The organism is Streptomyces sp. NPDC036813 (assembly GCF_055609245.1).
The window spans coordinates 99,964-119,872 of the sequence record NZ_JBVJPV010000008.1; the positions used below are offsets into that span (position 1 = coordinate 99,964).

17 protein-coding genes and 1 tRNA gene are annotated in these 19,909 nt (G+C 70.5%); 12 read left to right on the forward strand and 6 right to left on the reverse strand.

What is annotated here, in order from left to right; all coding sequences use genetic code 11:
* Nucleotides 1–24: 24 nt before the first annotated feature.
* Nucleotides 25–1,659, reverse strand: a complete 1,635-nt coding sequence (locus ACZ67Q_RS18305; protein ID WP_471182948.1) for a beta-N-acetylhexosaminidase — start codon at nt 1,657–1,659, stop codon at nt 25–27.
* 62 nt (nt 1,660–1,721) lie between these two features.
* On the opposite strand from ACZ67Q_RS18305, the gene ACZ67Q_RS18310 reads away from it, so the two are divergent.
* Nucleotides 1,722–2,609, forward strand: a complete 888-nt coding sequence (locus ACZ67Q_RS18310; RefSeq protein ID WP_471182951.1) for a DUF4429 domain-containing protein — start codon at nt 1,722–1,724, stop codon at nt 2,607–2,609.
* 30 nt (nt 2,610–2,639) lie between these two features.
* Here the strand turns inward: ACZ67Q_RS18310 and ACZ67Q_RS18315 are convergent, their stop codons facing one another.
* Entirely contained in the window at nt 2,640–4,205 is a 1,566-nt protein-coding gene (locus ACZ67Q_RS18315) for a purple acid phosphatase family protein (protein ID WP_471182954.1), read from the reverse strand.
* A 165-nt stretch (nt 4,206–4,370) separates the two neighbouring features.
* Here ACZ67Q_RS18315 and ACZ67Q_RS18320 point away from each other — a divergent pair, with 165 nt between their 5' ends.
* Both ACZ67Q_RS18320 and glmS read left to right on the forward strand, forming a co-directional pair.
* Nucleotides 4,371–4,628 carry a hypothetical protein gene (locus tag ACZ67Q_RS18320; protein ID WP_471182957.1) on the forward strand — a complete coding sequence of 86 codons (258 nt, stop codon included), beginning with the start codon at nt 4,371–4,373 and terminating at the stop codon, nt 4,626–4,628.
* 13 nt (nt 4,629–4,641) lie between these two features.
* A complete protein-coding gene (gene glmS / locus ACZ67Q_RS18325) occupies nt 4,642–6,459 on the forward strand; it encodes a glutamine--fructose-6-phosphate transaminase (isomerizing) (RefSeq protein ID WP_471182959.1) in 1,818 nt (605 codons plus the stop codon).
* 206 nt (nt 6,460–6,665) lie between these two features.
* Here glmS and ACZ67Q_RS18330 read toward each other — a convergent pair whose 3' ends face one another.
* Both ACZ67Q_RS18330 and ACZ67Q_RS18335 read right to left on the reverse strand, forming a co-directional pair.
* Entirely contained in the window at nt 6,666–7,217 is a 552-nt protein-coding gene (locus ACZ67Q_RS18330; RefSeq protein WP_471182962.1) for a hypothetical protein, read from the reverse strand.
* Nucleotides 7,218–7,364: 147 nt separating this feature from the next.
* Nucleotides 7,365–7,892: a universal stress protein gene (locus tag ACZ67Q_RS18335; protein WP_469813503.1), complete on the reverse strand. Its 528-nt coding sequence runs from the start codon at nt 7,890–7,892 to the stop codon at nt 7,365–7,367.
* A 311-nt stretch (nt 7,893–8,203) separates the two neighbouring features.
* Between ACZ67Q_RS18335 and ACZ67Q_RS18340 the strand changes: the two genes are divergently transcribed.
* The 5 genes from ACZ67Q_RS18340 to ACZ67Q_RS18360 all read left to right on the forward strand — a co-directional run bounded on the left by ACZ67Q_RS18340 (nt 8,204) and on the right by ACZ67Q_RS18360 (nt 12,128).
* On the forward strand, nt 8,204–8,518 hold the full coding sequence (locus tag ACZ67Q_RS18340) for a hypothetical protein (protein WP_471182965.1): 315 nt from the start codon (nt 8,204–8,206) through the stop codon (nt 8,516–8,518).
* 378 nt (nt 8,519–8,896) lie between these two features.
* Nucleotides 8,897–10,111, forward strand: a complete 1,215-nt coding sequence (locus tag ACZ67Q_RS18345) for a helix-turn-helix domain-containing protein (protein ID WP_471182968.1) — start codon at nt 8,897–8,899, stop codon at nt 10,109–10,111.
* Nucleotides 10,112–10,700: 589 nt separating this feature from the next.
* On the forward strand, nt 10,701–11,309 hold the full coding sequence (orn, locus tag ACZ67Q_RS18350) for an oligoribonuclease (protein ID WP_471182970.1): 609 nt from the start codon (nt 10,701–10,703) through the stop codon (nt 11,307–11,309).
* 111 nt (nt 11,310–11,420) lie between these two features.
* Nucleotides 11,421–11,493, forward strand: a tRNA-His gene (locus ACZ67Q_RS18355).
* A 119-nt stretch (nt 11,494–11,612) separates the two neighbouring features.
* Complete coding sequence (locus ACZ67Q_RS18360; RefSeq protein WP_471183435.1) at nt 11,613–12,128, forward strand: GNAT family N-acetyltransferase; 516 nt, start codon at nt 11,613–11,615, stop codon at nt 12,126–12,128.
* A gap of 6 nt (nt 12,129–12,134) precedes the next feature.
* Here the strand turns inward: ACZ67Q_RS18360 and ACZ67Q_RS18365 are convergent, their stop codons facing one another.
* Nucleotides 12,135–13,196 (reverse strand): LacI family DNA-binding transcriptional regulator, encoded by a 1,062-nt coding sequence (locus ACZ67Q_RS18365; protein WP_471182973.1) that lies wholly within the window; start codon nt 13,194–13,196, stop codon nt 12,135–12,137.
* A gap of 321 nt (nt 13,197–13,517) precedes the next feature.
* Between ACZ67Q_RS18365 and ACZ67Q_RS18370 the strand changes: the two genes are divergently transcribed.
* From ACZ67Q_RS18370 to ACZ67Q_RS18385, 4 genes are all read left to right on the forward strand, one after another.
* Nucleotides 13,518–14,852, forward strand: coding sequence for an ABC transporter substrate-binding protein (locus ACZ67Q_RS18370; RefSeq protein WP_471182976.1), 1,335 nt, complete (start codon nt 13,518–13,520; stop codon nt 14,850–14,852).
* Nucleotides 14,849–15,880, forward strand: a complete 1,032-nt coding sequence (locus ACZ67Q_RS18375; protein WP_471182979.1) for a carbohydrate ABC transporter permease — start codon at nt 14,849–14,851, stop codon at nt 15,878–15,880. The genes ACZ67Q_RS18370 and ACZ67Q_RS18375 overlap by 4 nt, the downstream gene beginning before the upstream one ends.
* Nucleotides 15,877–16,770, forward strand: a complete 894-nt coding sequence (locus ACZ67Q_RS18380) for a carbohydrate ABC transporter permease (protein WP_471182982.1) — start codon at nt 15,877–15,879, stop codon at nt 16,768–16,770. The genes ACZ67Q_RS18375 and ACZ67Q_RS18380 overlap by 4 nt, the downstream gene beginning before the upstream one ends.
* 117 nt (nt 16,771–16,887) lie before the next feature.
* Nucleotides 16,888–18,324: a GH1 family beta-glucosidase gene (locus ACZ67Q_RS18385; RefSeq protein ID WP_471182985.1), complete on the forward strand. Its 1,437-nt coding sequence runs from the start codon at nt 16,888–16,890 to the stop codon at nt 18,322–18,324.
* Between the two features lie 22 nt (nt 18,325–18,346).
* On the opposite strand, the gene ACZ67Q_RS18390 is transcribed toward ACZ67Q_RS18385, so the two are convergent.
* Nucleotides 18,347–19,813 carry a cellulose binding domain-containing protein gene (locus ACZ67Q_RS18390; protein ID WP_471182988.1) on the reverse strand — a complete coding sequence of 489 codons (1,467 nt, stop codon included), beginning with the start codon at nt 19,811–19,813 and terminating at the stop codon, nt 18,347–18,349.
* Between the last annotated feature and the right edge of the window lie 96 nt (nt 19,814–19,909).

Here is a 19,909-nt window from a genome sequence, read left to right on the forward strand (position 1 = left end):
GGGCGCCCGTCGATGTGCTGGGGTTCAGTTCGCCGGCCAGGGGACCTGGGGCGACTTGTAGTAGCCGATGCCGAGGGCGTCCCAGCGCGGGCCCTGGGCGGCCAGGCGCGTTCTGTAGGCGTCCCAGTCGTGGGCGGCCGCCGGGGACCAGCCGAGTTCGGCGACGCCCGCGACGCGCGGGAAGGCCATGTACTCGATGTCGGCGGACGTGAGGATACGCTCCGTCCACAGCGGTGCCTCGACACCCCTGACCGCGCCGGCGGGGGCGCCGGGCAGATAGGCGCCCGGGTCCCAGTCGTAGGACTTCTTCACCTCGACGTAGCCGGCCCAGGTCGCGCCCTGCTTGGTCGTGCTGTCGTACTTCATGTCGAGGTAGAAGCGGTCGGCGGGCGACAGGATCAGCCCGGTGCCGTTCCGGGCGGCCTGTACGACCTGGGCCTTCTCGGAGGCGGCGGTGGAGTCCAGTCCCCAGTACTGGGCGAGGGCGCCGGGGGCGGGAGTGGCGCCGGTGAGCTGGTGCCAGCCGATGACCGCCTTGCCGTACTTGGCCACGATCGGCTGGATCCGGTTCATGAACGCCACGTAGTCCTCGTGGCTGGTGGAGTGCGCCTCGTCGCCGCCGATGTGCAGGTACCGGCCCGGGGTGAGCGCGGCCAGCTCGCGGATGACGTCGTCGACGAAGGTGTAGGTGACGTCCTTGGGCACGCACAGGGAGCTGAAGCCGACGCTGGTGCCGGTGTACAGCGGGGGTGCGGTGCCGTCGCAGTTCAGTTCGGCGTAGGAGGCGAGGGCCGCGTTGGTGTGGCCGGGCATGTCGATCTCGGGGACGACCTCGAGGTAGCGGGAGGCGGCGTAGCGGACGATCTCCCGGTAGTCGTCCTTGGTGTAGAAGCCGCCGGGGCCGCCGCCGACCTGGGTGGAGCCGCCGTAGGTGGCCAGGCGCGGCCAGGAGTCGACGGCGATGCGCCATCCCTGGTCGTCGCTGAGGTGCAGATGCAGCTTGTTGATCTTGTAGAGGGCGAGTTCGTCGATGTAGCGCTTGACCTGCTCGACGGTGAAGAAGTGCCGCGAGACGTCGAGCATCGCGCCGCGGTAGCCGTAGCGCGGGGTGTCGGTGATGGTGCCGCCCGCCACCAGCCAGGGGCCGCGCTGCGCGGTGTCCTTCTCGACGGCGGCGGGCAGCAGCTGACGGAGCGTCTGCACGCCGTGGAAGAGGCCGGCGGATGTGCCCGCGGTGAGGGTGACGCCGCCGGGGCCGCTGCGCAGCCGGTAGCCCTCGGCGCCGTACTGACCGGGGGTCAGGCGCAGGGCGATGCCGTTCGTGCCCTCGTGGACGATCGGCAGGCGGTAGCCGGTGGAGGGCCGCAGCACGCCGGCGAGGTAGGCGGCGACCCGCTCCGCCGCGGGATCGTCGTCGACGCGCAGGACGGTGCCACTGGTGATGCGGTACGGCTGTCCGCTCGCGGTGACCGACGCGGGCGCCGGGACCACCTGGCCGAGCGGTGTGGCCCGGGCGGCGGGGGCCTGCGGTATGGCCCGGGGGGCGGTCGCGCCCACGGTGAGGACGCCCGCCGCGGTCAGCAGCAGCGCGCCGAGGACCCGGGACGGACGACCGGCCGTGGTCCGCTGTCGGGGAGTCGTGCTGTGGTGCCGTCTCACATGCGCTCCCTTCGGAAGTGGTTGAGACCACTGTCCCGCAGATCCGGTGAAACAATCCCCGCATGGCGGAAATCATCCAGAAGGACGGCACCTGGGCGTTCGACGGCGACGCCCTGCGGCTGACGCCGGGGCGGGACAAGTCCGTCGGCCTGCTGCGCCGGACGCTGGGGGAAGTCGTCGTACCGCTCGGGGCGTTGGCCGGGGTGTCGTTCGAGCAGGGGAAGAAGGCCGGGCGCCTGCGGCTCAGACTGCGCGACGGCGCCGACCCGCTGCTGCAGGCGACCGGGGGCCGGCTCACCGAGCCGCACGACCCCTACCAGCTGGTGGTGGAGCCCGACCGGTACGGCGTCGCCGAGTACTTCACGGACGAGGTGCGCAACGCCCTGCTGCTGGACGAGGTCCCCTCCGGTCCCGTCAGCGAGTATCTGCTGCCGGGCCCGCAGGTGCCGCTGTCCATGTCCGCCGGGGACGGCACGGCGAGCTTCGACGGGGAACAGGTCCGCCTGGAGTGGAACTGGAAGACGGAGGACGTGAAGGCCGCCGCCGGTCCTCGCACGCTCGCCCTGAAGGACATCGCGGCCGTGGAGTGGCAGCCGGCGGCCGGTCTGGAGAACGGCCTGCTGCGCTTCACGGTGAAGGACGCGCCCACCAAGGCCCCGCCGAAGTTCGACCCGCACGCGGTGGAGCTGTGGGGGTTCAAGCGGGACCCGCTGATGGCGCTGGTCGCGGCGGCGGTGCAGGCGCGGCTGCCGCACCCGGCCGCACCGTCGGACGCCTCGGACGACAGGCCCCGGGCCGTGACGGCGCCGCCGGCCGGGCCCGCAGCCGCCGAGGACGACACCGACGCCCTGCTGCGGCGGCTGCGGGAGCTGGGCGAGCTGCATCACGCGGGAGTGCTGACCCAGGAGGAGTTCACGCTGGCCAAGCAGGCGGTCCTGAAGCGTCTGTGACGCCGGGACCGCCCGCCCTCGCGCCGGGGGCTACTTCGCCCGGCGGGCCACCGTGAAGTGGTCGATCCGGTCGCCGGTCTCGGCGATGCCCTGGACCTTCAGAGTGGTCCAGTGCCCCTGCGGCGCGGGCTCGACGTCCACGCGCAGGAACGAGTAGTTCAGGTAGCGCACCCGGGACCAGGCGACGGTCTCGTTCTGCTTGCCGCCCTTGAGGTTGACGAAGGAGGCGACGGAGTCGACCTCGTGCTCGTGGCCCTCGTAGGAGTCCGGCGCGGTGAACGCGTACAGGCTGCGGCCCGCCGCACCGGCCGTGACGTACACGACGCCCTCGGTCTCGGGGTAGGCCGTGCCGCCGATCGGCAGCTTCTTCGCGACCTGGTCGCCCTTGATCACGTCGGTGCGCTCGTACTGGTGGTTGTGGCCGTTGATGACCAGGTCGACCTGGTACTTCTCGAACAGCGGCACCCACTCCTGGCGCACGCCCCCCTCCGAGGCGTGCGCGGTGGAGGTGCAGTAGGCGCAGTGGTGGAAGAAGACGATGACGAAGTCGATGTCCCGCGCCGCCCGGAACTTCTTCAGCTGGGCCTCGAACCACTTGGTCTGCGTGCCGCCGGATATGCCGAGGTTGGCCGGGATCTCGAACGAGACGTCGTTGGGGTCGAGCGAGATGATCGCCGTGTTGCCGTAGACGAAGGAGTACACGCCCGGCAGGTTCTTGGCGTCCGGCCCGTTGTCGGGCAGCGTGAAGCGGGCCTCCTCGCCGCCGTAGCCGTTGGGCGAGTACCAGGCCTCCATGTCGTGGTTGCCGTACGACACCATCCACGGGACCTGCTTGGCGACCGACTCGGTCTGGTAGAGGAACTGGTCCCAGGTGCGCGAGTCGAAGCCGGTGTCGCTGGTCTTGCCGGCGCCGGACGGGTCGCCGTAGGCGATGTCGCCGGCGTGCAGGTGGAAGGCCGGGTTCTGGCCGAGGATCAGCGCGTCGTTGGCCAGCGCGTGGTAGCTGACGCCCTGGTCGCCGAAGGCGGTGAAGGTGAAGGGTGCCTTGTGGGCGGGGGCGGTGGTGAAGGTGCCCAGGGTGCCGAGCAGGTGGGACTCGGCCGGGTCGAAGCCCTCGTGGCCGACACCGTAGTAATAGGTGCGGCCGGGGCGCAGGTGGGCCAGCTGGGCGTGCAGGTAGTACTGGGTGTGGTCGCCGCTCGCGCCGACGCCGGCCGGGGTGTACAGAGTGCGCACCTCGGCCTCGATCTTGCGGGAGAGATCCCAGGGGTGGGCGCCGATGCGCACGAACGGCTTCTTCACGGCGACCGGGACCTGCCAGGAGATGGTCATCTCGGTGCGCGGGTCGTTGCCGTAGGCGAGGTGGCGGCCGAAGGGGGCGACCAGGGCACCGTCGACGGACTCGGTGGCCGGCGCCGTACGCTGGGTCGGCACGGCGGCCTGGGCCGTGGCACCCGTCACGAACGCGCCACCCACCACGGCGCCCAGGGTGACGGCGCCGCCGCGGAACATGGTGCGGCGCGAGAATCTCGACCGCAGGTACTCGTGCTGTTCGGCCATGCTCATGCGGTCGGCGAGCTGGTCCGGTACTCCCATACGAGGAATGTCCATGGCGTCTGAAACTCGTCTGCGCAGGCGTCGGGAATCGGGACGCCGGATGGACAACGGCCGAACAGCCGCTCATGAGAGTTTCAACAGGCACTTGCCCGAAATCGGGCAGGTTTCTTGCGAAAGAGCGGCCGGTACCCCAGGATCTACCGGGTGCACGACGAACTCGTAGATCACCTGACGCGATCCACGCCCCTGAACAGGGGCGAGGCGCTGCGTGTGATCCAGGACGTGCTCGCGTTTTTCGACGAGACGACCGAGGACTACGTCCGTCGCCGCCACCGGGAGCTCCAGGCCCAGGGGCTGGTGAACACGACGATCTTCGAGCGGATCGCGGCGGATCTGAAGTATCGCGCAGTGGCACCTCCGGAGCTGTCGCTCCGGCAGCTGCGGCGCATCGTCTACGGCTGAGGAATATCTGTATATGTGCGGAATCGTCGGATACATCGGCAAGCGTGACGTCGCCCCTCTCCTGCTGGAGGGCCTGCAGCGGCTGGAGTACCGCGGCTACGACTCCGCGGGCATCGTCGTCACCTCGCCGAAGACCGCCGGCCTGAAGATGGTCAAGGCCAAGGGCCGGGTGCGAGACCTGGAGGCCAAGGTCCCGGCGCGCTTCAAGGGCACCACCGGCATCGCCCACACCCGCTGGGCCACCCACGGCGCCCCCTCCGACGTCAACGCCCACCCGCACATGGACGCCGAGGGCAAGGTCGCCGTCGTCCACAACGGCATCATCGACAACGCCTCCGACCTGCGCCGCAAGCTGGAGGCCGACGGCGTCGAGTTCCTCTCCGAGACGGACACCGAGGTCCTCGTCCACCTCATCGCCCGCTCGCAGGCCGACAAGCTCGAGGACAAGGTCCGCGACGCGCTGCGCCTGGTCGAGGGCACCTACGGCATCGCCGTCATGCACGCGGACTTCAACGACCGGATCGTCGTCGCCCGCAACGGCTCGCCGGTCGTCCTCGGCATCGGCGAGAAGGAGATGTTCGTCGCCTCCGACATCGCCGCGCTGGTCGCCCACACGCGGCAGATAGTGACCCTCGACGACGGCGAGATGGCCACCCTCAAGGCCGACGACTTCCGCACCTACACCACCGAGGGCACCCGCACCACGGCCGAGCCCACCACCGTGGAGTGGGAGGCCGCCTCCTACGACATGGGCGGCCACGACACCTACATGCACAAGGAGATCCACGAGCAGGCCGACGCCGTGGACCGCGTACTGCGCGGCCGCATCGACGACCGCTTCTCCACCGTGCACCTCGGCGGCCTCAACCTGGACGCCCGCGAGGCGCGCCGCATCCGGCGCGTGAAGATCCTCGGCTGCGGCACCTCGTACCACGCGGGCATGATCGGCGCCCAGATGATCGAGGAGCTGGCCCGTATCCCCGCCGACGCCGAGCCGGCCTCCGAGTTCCGCTACCGCAACGCGGTCGTGGACCCCGACACCCTCTACATCGCGGTCTCCCAGTCCGGTGAGACCTACGACGTCCTCGCCGCCGTCCAGGAGCTCAAGCGCAAGGGCGCCCGCGTCCTCGGCGTGGTGAACGTGGTCGGCTCGGCGATCGCCCGCGAGGCCGACGGCGGCATCTACGTGCACGCCGGCCCCGAGGTCTGCGTGGTCTCCACGAAGTGCTTCACCAACACCACGGTCGCCTTCGCCCTGCTCGCCCTGCACCTCGGCCGCACCCGCGACCTCTCGGTCCGCGACGGCAAGCGCATCATCGAGGGCCTGCGCAAGCTGCCCGCGCAGATCTCCGCGATGCTGGAGAACGAGGACGACATCAAGAAGCTGGCCGAGGAGCTCGCCGAGGCCCGCTCGATGCTCTTCATCGGCCGCGTCCGTGGCTACCCGGTGGCCCGCGAGGCCTCCCTGAAGCTCAAGGAGGTCTCCTACATCCACGCCGAGGCCTACCCGGCCTCCGAGCTGAAGCACGGTCCGCTGGCCCTGATCGAGCCGGCCCTGCCGACGGTCGCCATCGTGCCCGACGACGACCTGCTGGAGAAGAACCGCGCCGCGATGGAGGAGATCAAGGCCCGCAGCGGCCGCATCATCGCCGTCGCCCACCAGGACCAGGAGAAGGCCGATCACACGATCGTCGTCCCGAAGAACGAGGACGAGCTCGACCCGATCCTGATGGGCATCCCCCTCCAGCTCCTCGCCTACCACACGGCCAAGGCCCTGGGCCGCGACATCGACAAGCCCCGCAACCTCGCGAAGTCGGTCACGGTCGAGTAGGAGCGCACCCTTGTGGGCCGCGTGACCTGCGGCCCCGCAAGGTTTTGCGGGGGGCCTGCGCCCCGAAAGGGGCGCGGGGAACTGCGCGAGCAACCGCAACACACCCCGCAGAGGCCGCACAACAGAACGGACCCCTGGGTGATGCCCCATCACCCAGGGGTCCGCTCACAACGCCGGGGAGCCGCCCACTCCCCAGCCGGCGGCAGCTACCCGGTGGCCGTCACCCCCCGGCCCGCCGCACGTCCCGGAAGCGCCGTCGGCCAGTGCGCGAGCGCCGCGGTCGCCGCGTACCAGGCCACCGCGCCGGAGACGACGGCGATCCAGCCACCGACCTTGGTCAGGGCCGAGCTGTCGGCGAAGGCGGCGACGCCGAGCACGAGCATCGCCAGGAACAGCAGCCCGTGCGTGGCCTGCCCGAGGGTGTCGCCGCCCGCGAGGGTCAGCGTGAGCGCCACGAGGGCGAAGAGCAGCAGGAAGAGCCCCGCCGCGTTGGCCGAGCCGTGCGCCGAGACGGCCCAGGTGAACCACAGGGCGCCGAGAGCGACGTACCCCACTCCGAAGGCGCCGTCACGCAGGGCCAGCAGACCGACGAGGAAGAGGGCGACCCCGCCCACGTAGTGGGCCAGCGACATGGCGTCGGACGTCGCCACGCCGTCGATGACACCGGTCGTACCGAGACCGAACGCCAACAGGGTGATGCCCAGGGCGAGTCGGCCGGCGATGGTGGTGGTGCTTCCCGCAGAGACGTCGTTGTCCACGGCGGGCTCCCTTCATGCATGTGCAGTTGTGCGGTGACTGGTATATGCCCTTCACAACCGCACAAACACCTGCAACGCGCGAGTAACTTCACTCAGTGCACAGGGAGGTTGACGCGCCGTGAACGGCGCGCGGGAATGCCGAACCCGTCAGGGGATGACGATCACGGGCCGCTTCGCCCGCTTGGCGAGGCGTCCGGCCACGGAGCCGAAGATCCGGCCGACGATGCCGTGCGTCGAACCCACGACGATCGCGTCGGCCTCGTACTCCCGCCCGACTTCTTCGAGTTCGTGGCAGATGTCGCCGCCGCGCTCGACCAGGATCCACGGCACTTCGGCGAGGTAGTCCGCACAGGCCAGTTCCAGTCCGAGCACCTCGGTGCGGTGGTCGGGGACATCCACGAAGACGGGCGGCTCGCAGCCGGCCCATACCGTGGTCGGCAGCCGGTTGGCGACATGGACGATGATCAGCCCCGAACGGGACCGGTGCGCCATGCCGATCGCATACGCCAGCGCACGCTCACTGGACGTCGAGCCGTCGAAGCCGACGACCACACCGTGCTGGAAGGCGGGATCGCAGGGATGGCGTGCCTCTTCGGCCGCCTGGGGCTCCATCGCCGACGGGTCGGCGACCGGCCGCTTGCGGTCCGCGGGTTCGAAGAATTCGTGACCGGCCATGGCTGTCTCGGCGTTGTGATCCTTTATGGGGGACGACAGTGTGCGGCGGAGCTGTGTCCGGGAAACATCTTCCCAACCCCATACCCCCAAGGGTACGGCGGCACGCCTCCTTCGCCCAGATCCCGCGCCTGCACAGCGGGGTTCCAGGGAGCATGCACGAGTCGGCGCCCGCAACGCAATGGTTGCTGCCCCGTACAGGCGGTTCCCACGAGATCGGCTGACGTCGGTCCGGACGATCATCCCGCTGCTGTCATACGGTGACCCACCGGTCGAACAGGCGTTGAACCCGGTGATCGACTCCAGGAGGCGCCATGCCCGCAACCCGTACCGAGGACACCTCGACCGAGGTCGTCCGCTGGGCGGCGTTCAGCTGCGTCCTGGTCCCCGTCGTGCTGCTCTGGTACGGCACCTCGCTCGGCGGCGCCACCGGCACCGCGCTGGGCCTCGCCGCGGTCACCGCCGCCTGCCGGCTGCTGCTGCGCCGCTCCGAGCGCTGTCCGGCCCGGCTGCTGGAGGAACCGGCGCCGCAGCGCGGGCGCCACCAGCGCACAGGGGGCGTGACACACCGCGGAGGGCACCGCTCCGCGCCCCCGGCGCACACGGAGGGAAACACACCGGTCGGCTGACCGGTTTCCGCGCACGCACCCGTCTCTTTTCAGCCAACTTCTGGATACCGCCCCCGACCGCCCCCGAACACCCGCCACCCCCCGTTCGACCTGCAAGGAAAGGGTCCCGGGGGCCTCCCGCACCCTACGTGGATTGGCCACCGCGACGAGGCGCACTTCCCTGCGCCCTCCCCGAGTGCAACGCTTCGTGATCGAATGCTTTACGCCAAGTTGTCATGTCGACTTTCCGTGGGGTGGCGAACCGGTCACCGCGGCTTGGCGGGACACAGTAGATTCGATCTTGACTGTCTTACGGCGGGGGACTCGTGCAGGACCGAGGGGAAACGTGCAGGAGCGACACAACCGAGGAGCCGCGACCACCGAGGGGGGCTTAGCAGGATGAGCCACGACTCCACTGCCGCGCCGGAAACCGCGGCCCGGAAGCTGTCCGGGCGACGTCGCAAGGAGATCGTCGCGGTGCTGCTGTTCAGCGGCGGCCCCATTTTCGAGAGTTCCATTCCGCTGTCGGTGTTCGGGGTTGACCGCCAGGACGCCGGCGTTCCGCGCTACCGCTTGCTGGTGTGCGCGGGCGAGGAAGGCCCCCTGCGGACCACAGGAGGCCTGGAACTCTCCGCGCCACACGGGCTGGAGGCGATCTCACGCGCGGGCACGGTCGTCGTACCGGCCTGGCGCTCGATCACCTCACCGCCACCGGAGGAGGCGCTCGACGCACTGCGCCGGGCGCACGAGGAAGGTGCCCGCATCGTCGGGCTGTGCACCGGCGCCTTCGTACTCGCCGCGGCCGGCCTGCTGGACGGCCGCCCGGCGACGACCCACTGGATGTACGCACCGACGCTGGCCAAGCGCTACCCGTCGGTGCACGTCGATCCGCGAGAGCTCTTCGTCGACGACGGAGACGTCCTCACCTCCGCCGGTACGGCGGCCGGAATCGACCTCTGCCTCCACATCGTGCGCACGGACCACGGCAACGAGGCGGCCGGCGCGCTCGCCCGCCGCCTGGTGGTGCCGCCGCGCCGGTCCGGAGGGCAGGAGCGCTATCTCGATCGGTCTTTACCGGAGGAGATCGGCGCCGACCCGCTCGCCGAGGTCGTCGCCTGGGCACTGGAGCATCTCCACGAGCAGTTCGACGTGGAGACGCTGGCCGCGCGGGCGTACATGAGCCGCCGTACGTTCGACCGCCGCTTCCGTTCGCTGACCGGGAGCGCGCCCTTGCAGTGGCTGATCACGCAGCGGGTGCTGCAGGCCCAGCGACTGCTGGAGACGTCGGACTACTCGGTGGACGAGGTCGCGGGCCGCTGCGGCTTCCGTTCCCCGGTGGCGCTGCGCGGCCACTTCCGCCGTCAGCTGGGTTCGTCCCCGGCGGCGTACCGTGCCGCGTACCGGGCCAGGCGCCCCCAGGCTGAGAAACCGGCCGAGTCCGACCCGACGCAGCAGTCCGCCGCGCTCACCGGACCACACACCGGCGCCCCCGCCCCGACGGCCCTGCACCCGGACCCCTCGGTCCCCCTGCAGTCCCGTCGCGCCCCGGTAGGCGCGATGAGCTCCGCAAACCCGGGCCCACTGTCCCTCCCGAGCCAACGCAGCGGCTCCTGACCGAGCGAAGGGCCCGTGGGGAGGCACTCCCCACGGGCCCTTCGCGTTGCCATAGCGCGGCGGGCCCGCACGCACGGAGGTGACGACGTCCCGCACCCGCGTACGGCGGGAAGGGGCCGGGGCGGGGGGTGTCCGCCCGCAGCGGCCGGCACCGACCAGCAGCGCCGCGTCGGAAACGGCCGGCCGGACCGAGGACGGACACCCCCCGCCCCGGCCCCGCCGTGACCACCGGCCGTAGGCGCTACCACGCCCCGACGCGACCGCAACGGGCCGCCGCAGGCAAAAAGGGGCGCGGGGAACGGCGCGAGCAACCCCCACCGGCCCGCAGCCGAAACCCAACCAGGCGCCGCAGGCACCCACGAGCAACCCCCACCCACCCGCAGACGAAACACAAACCGGCGCCGCAGGCACCCGCAGCCGAACCACAACCCGGCGCCGCAGGCACCCGCGAGCACCCCCCACCCACCCGCAGCCGAACCACGACGAGACGCCGCAGGCACCCGCAGGCACCCGCAGGCACCCGCGAGCAGCCACAACGAAACCCACACAGGCCGCCGCACCCACCCTTCGCCCCCGTAAGGTGAGACACATGAACGATCGCATGGTGTGGATCGACTGCGAGATGACCGGCCTCTCGCTGTCCGACGACGCGCTCATCGAGGTGGCCGCCCTCGTCACCGACTCCGAGCTCAACGTGCTCGGTGACGGCGTGGACATCGTCATCCGCCCGCCGGACCGCGCCCTGGAGACGATGCCGGAAGTGGTGCGTCAGATGCACACCGCGTCCGGGCTGCTCGCGGAGCTCCCGAACGGCACGACCCTGAAGGACGCCGAGGAGCAGGTCCTGGCGTACGTGAAGGAGTACGTGAAGGAACCCGGCAAGGCCCCCCTGTGCGGCAACTCCGTCGGCACGGACCGCGGCTTCCTGCTCCGCGACATGCCCACGCTGGAGGACTACCTCCACTACCGCATCGTCGACGTCTCCTCCGTCAAGGAGCTGGCCCGCCGCTGGTACCCGAGGGCCTACTTCAACAGCCCGGAGAAGAACGGCAACCACCGCGCCCTCGCCGACATCCGCGAGTCCATCGCGGAGCTGCGCTACTACCGCGAGGCCATCTTCGTCCCCCAGCCCGGACCGGACTCCGACACCGCCAGGACGATCGCAGCCAAGCACGTCCTCCCAGCTCAACCGCACTGACCGGGCCCCCCGAAGGGGGCGCCGCGAAAGGCGGGCGCGAGCACCCCTTCGGACCCTGTACACTTTTTCTCGGCCGGTCAGGGAGACGGAAGAATCCCGGTGCCGGTCATGGTGGGTGTAGCTCAGCTGGTAGAGCACCTGGTTGTGGTCCAGGATGCCGCGGGTTCGAGTCCCGTCACTCACCCTGAGTAATCAGCCGGTGACCTTGATCCAAGGTCACCGGCTGATTGCGTTCACCGACACTCAACCGACCGGTACTCGACCACCGGTACTCCACCGACCAGCACCCCCGGGGGGCCCGCCCTGTACGCCGAGCCATTCCGCACCGACCGCCTCGACGCCGTACCGCTGCGGACCGAGCACGCCCCGGAGATGGCAGAGGTCCTCGCCGACCCCGCCCTGCACACGTTCATCGGCGGTTCCCCGGCCACGCCGCAGGCACTGCTCACCCGCTACGAGCGTCTCGTCGCCGGCTCCCCCGACCCGGCCGTCATCTGGTGCAACTGGGTCCTGCGCCTGCGCGCAGAGCACCCCGAGGACGGCCGTCTCATCGGCACCGTCCAGGCGACGATCGCCCCAGGCGCCGCCGAGGCCGAGATCGCCTGGGTGATCGGCACCCCCTGGCAGGGCCGCGGCTACGCCGCGGAGGCCGCCCGCGAGCTGGTGACCCTGCTGACAGCCCGGCCCTCCCCGATCCGCACGATCGTGGCCCACATCCACCCGGCCCACCACGCCTCCGCCGCCGTGGCACGCGCGGCCGGCCTGCACCCCACCGACGAACACCACGACGGCGAGATCCGCTGGCGCCTCACCCGCTGAGGGGGTTCACGACGACGCCCGCACCACCAACTCCGCCGCCAGCACCACCTGGCGCCGCACGGCATCCAGTTCCCGCGACACCGCCGGCCGGCGATCCGCGATCTCGGTGAGCAGCAGATCGATCATCCGGCGCCCCATCTCCTGGATCGGCTGCCGCACGCTCGTCAGCGGCGGCTCCATGTGCCGGGCGATCGCGGAGTCGTCGTACCCCACGAGCGCCACGTCCTGCGGAATGCGCCGCCCGGCTTCCCGCAGCACCTGCCGCGCCCCGGCCGCCGTGACGTCGGAGCCGGCGAACACCGCGTCCAGCTCCGGGCATCGCGCCAGCAACCGGGTCATCGCCCGCCGGCCGCCCTCCTCCGTGAAGTCGCCGGGCTCGATCAGCGTGTCGTCCACGCCCGGCCCCGCGTCCCGCAGCGCGTCCCGGTAGCCGTCGACGCGCCGCTGGGCGCCGTAGACGTCGAGGCGGCCGGTGATGTGGGCGATGCGGGAGCGGCCACGGGAGAGCAGATGCTCCACCGCCTGCCGCGCCCCGCCGTAGTTGTCCGAGTCCACCGACGGCAGCGCCTCTCCCGCCGAGCGCGGACCGCTGATCACCGCGGGGATCTCCAGCTGGGTCAGCAGGTCCGGCAGCGGGTCGTCGGCGTGCACGGAGACCAGCAGGACCCCGTCCACCCGGTGTGCGGCCAGGTACTGGGCGAGCCGCTGCCGCTCGCGGTCGTTGCCCGCGAAGATCAGCAGCAGCTGCATCTCGGTGTCGGTCAGCTCCGCGCCGACGCCCCGCAGCATGTCCGAGAAGTACGGCTCGGCGAAGAACCGGGTCTCCGGCTCGGGCACGACCAGGGCGATCGCGTCGGTGCGGTTGGCGGCCAGGGCGCGTGCCGCGGTGTTGGGGACGTAGCCGAGTTCGGCGACGGCGGCCTCGACGGCGGCGCGGGTGGCGTCACTGACCCGGGGCGATCCGTTGATCACCCGGGACACCGTGCCCCGGCCGACACCGGCGCGCGCGGCGACCTCCTCGAGGGTGGGCCGGCCCCCGCTCCGTCCCCGCGCTCCGTGGCCTGCCATGGGCTCCGCCTCCCGCCGTCGTCGTCCCGCTGGCCTGGAATCTAACAGTCGCGCCACGCGAGGTGACCGCCCCGTGACGCCTCCGCCGGAACCCCTGACTCCAGTTAACAGCCCGATAACTGAACGCATTTCTCCGCGTCCGTTCCCTTGACACCCCCGCACGAACCCACGACTCTTCAACACATCACCTGTGGGAGCGCTCCCACAGTACCTGACACATACATGTCCCGCACGTTCCCCGCCCGAGCCGCAGCGAGCACGAACGGGCCCAACCACTGCAGTTGGCCGGGGGGTCGGCACGTCAGGCAACAGGAGGACGCAATGCGTACGAGTACCCGCCGGTCCCACCGGCTGACGGCACTGACAGCCGTCGCCGTACTGGCCACGGGACTGCTGGCAGGCTGCGCCAGCGACGACGACTCGTCGAGTGCCGACAACGGCAGCGGCGGCGGAGGGGGGAACTCCAAGGGCAAGGTGACGCTGTCGGTCGGCACCTTCGGGGTCTTCGGTTACAAGCAGGCCGGTCTGTACGACGAGTACATGAAGCTGCACCCGGACGTCGTCGTCAAGGAGAACGTCACCACCAAGACCGACGTCTACTGGCCGAAGGTGCTCACCCGCCTCCAGGCCGGCTCCGGCACCGACGACATCCAGGCCATCGAGATCGGCAACGTCACGGAGGCTGTCCAGACCCAGGGCGACAAGTTCGTCGACCTCGGCAAGGAGGTCGACAAGTCGCAGTGGCTGGACTGGAAGAACGCCCAGGCCACCACGAAGGACGGCAAGCTCATCGGGCTCGGCACCGACATCGGTCCGATGGCGGTCTGCTACCGCAAGGACCTGTTCGCCAAGGCCGGTCTCGAGACCGACCGCACCAAGCTGGCCGCGCAGTGGAAGGGCGACTGGAACAAGTACGTCGACCTCGGCAAGCAGTACATGAAGAAGGCGCCGAGCGGCACGAAGTTCGTCGACTCCGCCTCCTCCGTGTACAACGCGGTCCTCGGCGGCGAGACCGAGCGCAACTACGACAAGGACGGCAACGTCGTCTACGACAAGTCCACGGGCGTGAAGAAGGCGTGGAACGCCGCCATGGGCGTGGCGACCAGTGACATGTCGGCCAAGCTGAAGCAGTTCGACAAGTCCTGGGACCAGGCCTTCGCCAACGGCACCTTCGCCACCGTCGCCTGCCCGGCCTGGATGATCGGCTACATCCAGGAGAAGTCCGGTCCGGCCGGCAGTGGCAAGTGGGACGTGGCGGCGGCTCCGACCGCGGCCAACTGGGGCGGTTCCTTCATCGGCGTGCCGAAGGCGAGCAAGCACCAGAAGGAGGCCATCGAGCTGGCCAAGTGGCTGACGGCGCCCGAGCAGGAGGCGAAGGTCTTCGCCAAGCAGGCGAGCTTCCCGTCCGTCCCGGCGGCGTACGCGAGCCTGAAGCCGCAGCCCGACACCCTGGCGTACTTCTCGAACGCCCCGCTGACGCAGATCTTCTCCGACGCGGCCAAGACCATCCCGGCGCAGCCGCTCGGCGCGAAGGACAAGCCGATCGACACCGCGATCTGTGACATCGGCATCGTCCAGGTCGAGCAGAAGGGCAAGTCGCCCGAGCAGGGCTGGGACGCGGCCACCAAGGAGATCAAGGACGTGCTCGGCCAGTGACCAGCTCCAAGCAGGCTCTCGCGCATCCCGCGTCGAGCGCCGAGGCCGCGCCCGGCTCCCAGCCGGGCGCGGCCCGGGGCGCTCACGGTCGCGGTACGCCGCCGGCGGACAGGGGCTCCTGGCGCAGCCGGCTGTACCGCTGGGACATGAAGGCGGCCCCGTACGCGTTCATCTCCCCGTTCTTCGTGATCTTCGGTGCCTTCTCGCTGGTGCCGCTGCTGTACACCGCCTGGTACTCGCTGCACCATGTGCAGCTGTCCAACCTGGACGGGCAGAGCTGGGCGGGCCTGGAGAACTACAAGTCGCTGCTGTCCTCGGAGTTCTTCTGGAACGCCCTGGAGAACACCTTCACCATCGGGCTGATCTCCACCGTGCCGCAGCTGGCGGCCGCGCTCTGGCTGGCGCATCTGCTGAACTTCAGGCTGCGCGGCTCGACCGTGTGGCGGGTGGTGATGCTGACCCCGTACGCCACGTCGGTGGCGGCGGCGACGCTGGTGTTCGCGCTGCTGTTCTCGCCGGAGAAGAACGGCATCGTCAACTGGGCGCTCGATCTGTTCGGCCTGGACCCGGTGAACTGGCACGAGTCCGACTGGGGTTCGCAAGCGGCGGTGTCCTCGATCGTGATCTGGCGCTGGACCGGCTACAACGCGCTGATCTATCTGGCCGCGATGCAGGCGATCCCGGCGGACCTCTACGAGTCGGCGGCGATCGACGGCGCGAATCGCTGGCAGCAGTTCCGGAACGTGACGATCCCGATGCTGCGGCCGACGATCCTGTTCACCGTCGTCGTCTCCACGATCGGTGCGACCCAGCTGTTCGGTGAGCCGCTGCTGTTCGGCGGCGTGAGCGGCTCCAAGGGCGGCTCGGAGCACCAGTTCCAGACCCTCGGCCTGTACATGTACGACCAGGGCTTCATCATCGGCAATCTCGGCAAGGCGTCCGCGATCGCCTGGACCATGCTGTTGCTCCTGCTGGTCGTCGCCGGGCTCAACCTGCTGGTCTCCCGACGGCTGAGGAAGGCCCAATGACCACCAGTGATCTGACCCTGCCGCGCAAGGCGGCCCCGGGCGAGGGCCGACGCCGGGTGATGGGCGCGGGCAAGCAGCTGCACGCCGGCCCCGTCACCTATGCCGTCCTCGTGGTGTTCGCGCTCGTCTCGCTCGCCCCACTGGTGTGGACGGCCATCGCGGCCTCGCGCACCAACACACGCCTGGCGCAGACCCCGCCGCCGCTGTGGTTCGGCGGGAACCTGTTCAAGAACCTGGAAACCGCCTGGGACCAGGCCGGAATGGGCACCGCGATGGTCAACACCACCTTCGTCGCGGGCACGATCACCGTCGGCACGGTGCTGTTCTCCACGCTGGCCGGATTCGCCTTCGCCAAGCTGCGGTTCCGGTTCTCCACGACGCTGCTGCTGATCACCATCGGCACGATGATGATCCCGCCGCAGCTGGCCGTCGTACCGCTGTATCTGTGGATGACGGACCTGCACTGGGCGAACCATCTGCAGACGGTCATCCTGCCGACCCTGGTGAGCGCCTTCGGTACGTTCTTCATGCGGCAGTACCTGGTGCAGGCACTGCCGACCGAGCTGATCGAGGCGGCGCGGGTGGACGGCGCGAGCAGCCTCAGGGTCGTGTGGCACGTCGTCTTCCCGGCGGCCCGCCCGGCGATGGCGGTGCTGGGGCTGCTGACGTTCGTGATGGCCTGGAACGACTTCCTGTGGCCGATCATCGCTCTGAACGGCGACAACCCGACCGTGCAGGTCGCCCTGAACCAGCTGGGCACCGGTTACATCCCCGACGACTCGGTGATCATGGCGGGGGCGCTGCTCGGCACTCTGCCACTGCTGCTGGCCTTCCTGCTCTTCGGCAAGCAGATCGTCGGCGGCATCATGCAGGGCGCGGTCAAGGGCTGACCGCCCCGGAGATTCCCGCGGGGCCGGGTCACCGCCGCCTCGGCCCCACCCCTTCTTGTCCACCTGTCGGTCTCCACGACCACGAAGGTCTCCACGACCACAAATGGGAGCGCTTCCATGACTGAGTACGTGAACCCGGGGAACCCGGTGACGTTTCCTCCCGCCTTTCTCTGGGGCGCCGCGACCTCCGCGTACCAGATCGAGGGGGCGGTGCGGGAGGACGGCCGCACCCCCTCGATCTGGGACACCTTCAGCCATACGCCCGGCAAGACCGCCGACGGCGAGACCGGTGACATCGCGGTCGACCACTACCACCGCTTCCGCGAGGACGTGGCGCTGATGGCCGAGCTGGGCCTGAACGCCTACCGCTTCTCCGTCTCCTGGCCCCGGGTGCAGCCCACCGGCCGCGGCCCGGCCGTCCAGCGCGGCCTGGACTTCTACCGCCGGCTGGTCGACGAGCTGCTCGCCCACGGCATCAAGCCGGCCGTCACCCTCTACCACTGGGACCTGCCGCAGGAACTGGAGGACGCGGGCGGCTGGCCGGAGCGGGACACCGCCTACCGGTTCGCCGAGTACGCGCAGCTCGTCGGCGAGGCGCTCGGCGACCGGGTGGAGCAGTGGATCACCCTCAACGAGCCCTGGTGCAGCGCCTTCCTCGGGTACGGCTCCGGTGTGCACGCCCCCGGCCGCACCGACCCGGTGGCCTCGCTCCGGGCGGCGCACCACCTGAACCTGGCGCACGGGCTCGGGACCTCGGCGCTGCGCTCGGTGATGCCGGCCCGCAACGAGGTGGCGATCAGCCTCAACTCCTCGGTGGTGCGCCCGCTGTCGCAGACCCCGCAGGATCTCGCCGCGGCCCGCCGCATCGACGACCTGGCCAACGGCGTCTTCCACGGCCCGATCCTGCACGGGGCGTACCCGCGCACCCTGCTGGAGGCCACCTCCTCGCTCACCGACTGGTCCTTCGTGCAGGCGGGCGACCTGGAGCTGATCCGCCAGCCGCTGGACGCGCTCGGCCTGAACTACTACACGCCCGCGCTGGTCTCCGCGGCCGACCCGGACGCGCCGCCCGTGCGCGCCGACGGCCACGGTGCCAGCGAGCACTCCCCCTGGCCGGGCGCCGACGACGTGGCATTCCACCAGACGCCGGGCGAGCGCACCGAGATGGGCTGGACCATCGACCCGACGGGCCTGCACGAGCTGATCATGCGCTACTCGCGTGAGGCGCCCGGACTGGCGCTGTACGTCACGGAGAACGGCGCCGCCTACGACGACAAGCCCGACGCCGACGGCCAGGTGCACGACCCCGAGCGCATCGCCTATCTGCACGGCCATCTGTCGGCGGTGCGCCGCGCCCTCACCGACGGCGCCGACGTGCGCGGCTACTACCTGTGGTCCCTGATGGACAACTTCGAGTGGGCGTACGGCTACGGCAAGCGCTTCGGCGCGGTGTACGTCGACTACGTCACGCTGGAGCGGACACCGAAGTCCAGCGCCCGCTGGTACGGCCGGGCGGCCCGCACCGGGTCACTGCCGCCGGTGGAGGCCGCCTAGCCGCGCGTGTTCGGCAGGGCGCTCAGTTGTAGGCCGCGAACGCCTTGGAGAAGGCGGACGGGTCCTGGGCGATGGAGCTGCACGTGGCGTCGGCGGTGGGCTTCGGGCCGCCGGCGCAGGCCTTGTCACGGGTGGCCGACCACATCGACAGCCAGCCCACGCCCTTGGACTTGGCGAAGGACACCAGCTGGGCCGCGTCGTCGACCTTGAAGACCTCGGAGGAGACGTCGTTCACGCCGATCATCGGGGTCACCGCGACCGCCTTCCAGGCCGCGCTGTCGGACAGCCCGAGGACTCCCTTGACCTGGGCCTGGGTGGCGGTGGCGGCCTGCTCGGCGTAGGTGCCCATGTCACCGCTGTAGGAGGCGCCGTAGTCCATCGCCATGATGTTGACGGCTGTGATCTTCACCCCGTTCGACTTGGCGCCCGACAGCAGGTTCACGCCGTCCTGGGTGAGGCCCTCGGGCATGACCGGCAGGGTGAAGGAGACGTCCAGGCCGGGGTGGCTCTGCTGGAGCTTGGCGATGGCCTGGGCGCGGCGGGTGTTGGCGGCCGTGTTCGGCAGCGCGCCGCCCTCGATGTCGAAGTCGACCTTGGTGAGCCGGAACGCGTCGATCGCCTTGCCGTAGGCCGCCGCCAGCGCGTCCGCCGAGGAGCAGGACGTGGCGAGTTCGGTGCCGCTCGCGCCGCCGAAGGAGACGCGGACGTCACCGCCCTTGGCGCGCAGGGCGCCGATCTGGCCGGCCACGGCGTCGGCGGTGAGGTCGGTGACGCCGCCCCACTTGGGGGTGCAGCCGCCGCCGTCGGTGACGAAGGCGAGGTTGTAGTTCTTCACGCCGGTCGCGTCCGCGCTCGCGAGCAGGTCGAACGCCGGGTAGAGGGAGGTGTCGACGTACGGGGCGAAGCCGGCCGACGTCTTCGTTCCGCTGCCGCTGCTGGGGGACGGCGACGCGGTGGGCGTCCGGGTGGGCTCGACGGTCGCCGTGGGCTTGCTCGTCGGGGTCGCGGTCGGCGTGGGGCTCTGCGACCGGGTGGGGCGGCCGCTGGGCTCGGGGGTGGCCGTGCCGTCCGCGGAACACGCGCCGTCGTCGATACGGCAGCCCGACGGATCCCCGGCGCCGTCGACGACGAAGCCGACGGTGGCCGACTCGCCCGCCTTCAGGCCGTCGGTGTCCCACTTCGGCGGCGTCACGGTGACGTGCTGTCCGCTGACGCTCGACTCGCCGTTCCACAGGGAGCTGAGCTTCGCGCCGGCCGGCAGGTCGAACTCGAGCGTCCAGGTCTTCTCCGCCTGGCCGCTGTTGTTGGTGACGACGTACTGCGCGGTGTAGCCGGTCGACCAGCTGCTGGTCTTCGTGTACGCGGCGTTCACGCCGGCCGCGTTGGCGGTGCCGGTGAGCAGGACCGCGCCGCCGCCGGCCACGGCCGCGGCCACCAGGCCGCCTATCGCCTTGTTCCTGCCACTGATCCTGCGCCGGTGCGTGCTCATGCGTGTGCCTGCCTTCGCTGTTCACGGGGGGTGTGGTGCGGCAGCACGCTAGCGAGCCCGAACGGGACAAAAGCCCTGATGCAGACGGTGGTTGAG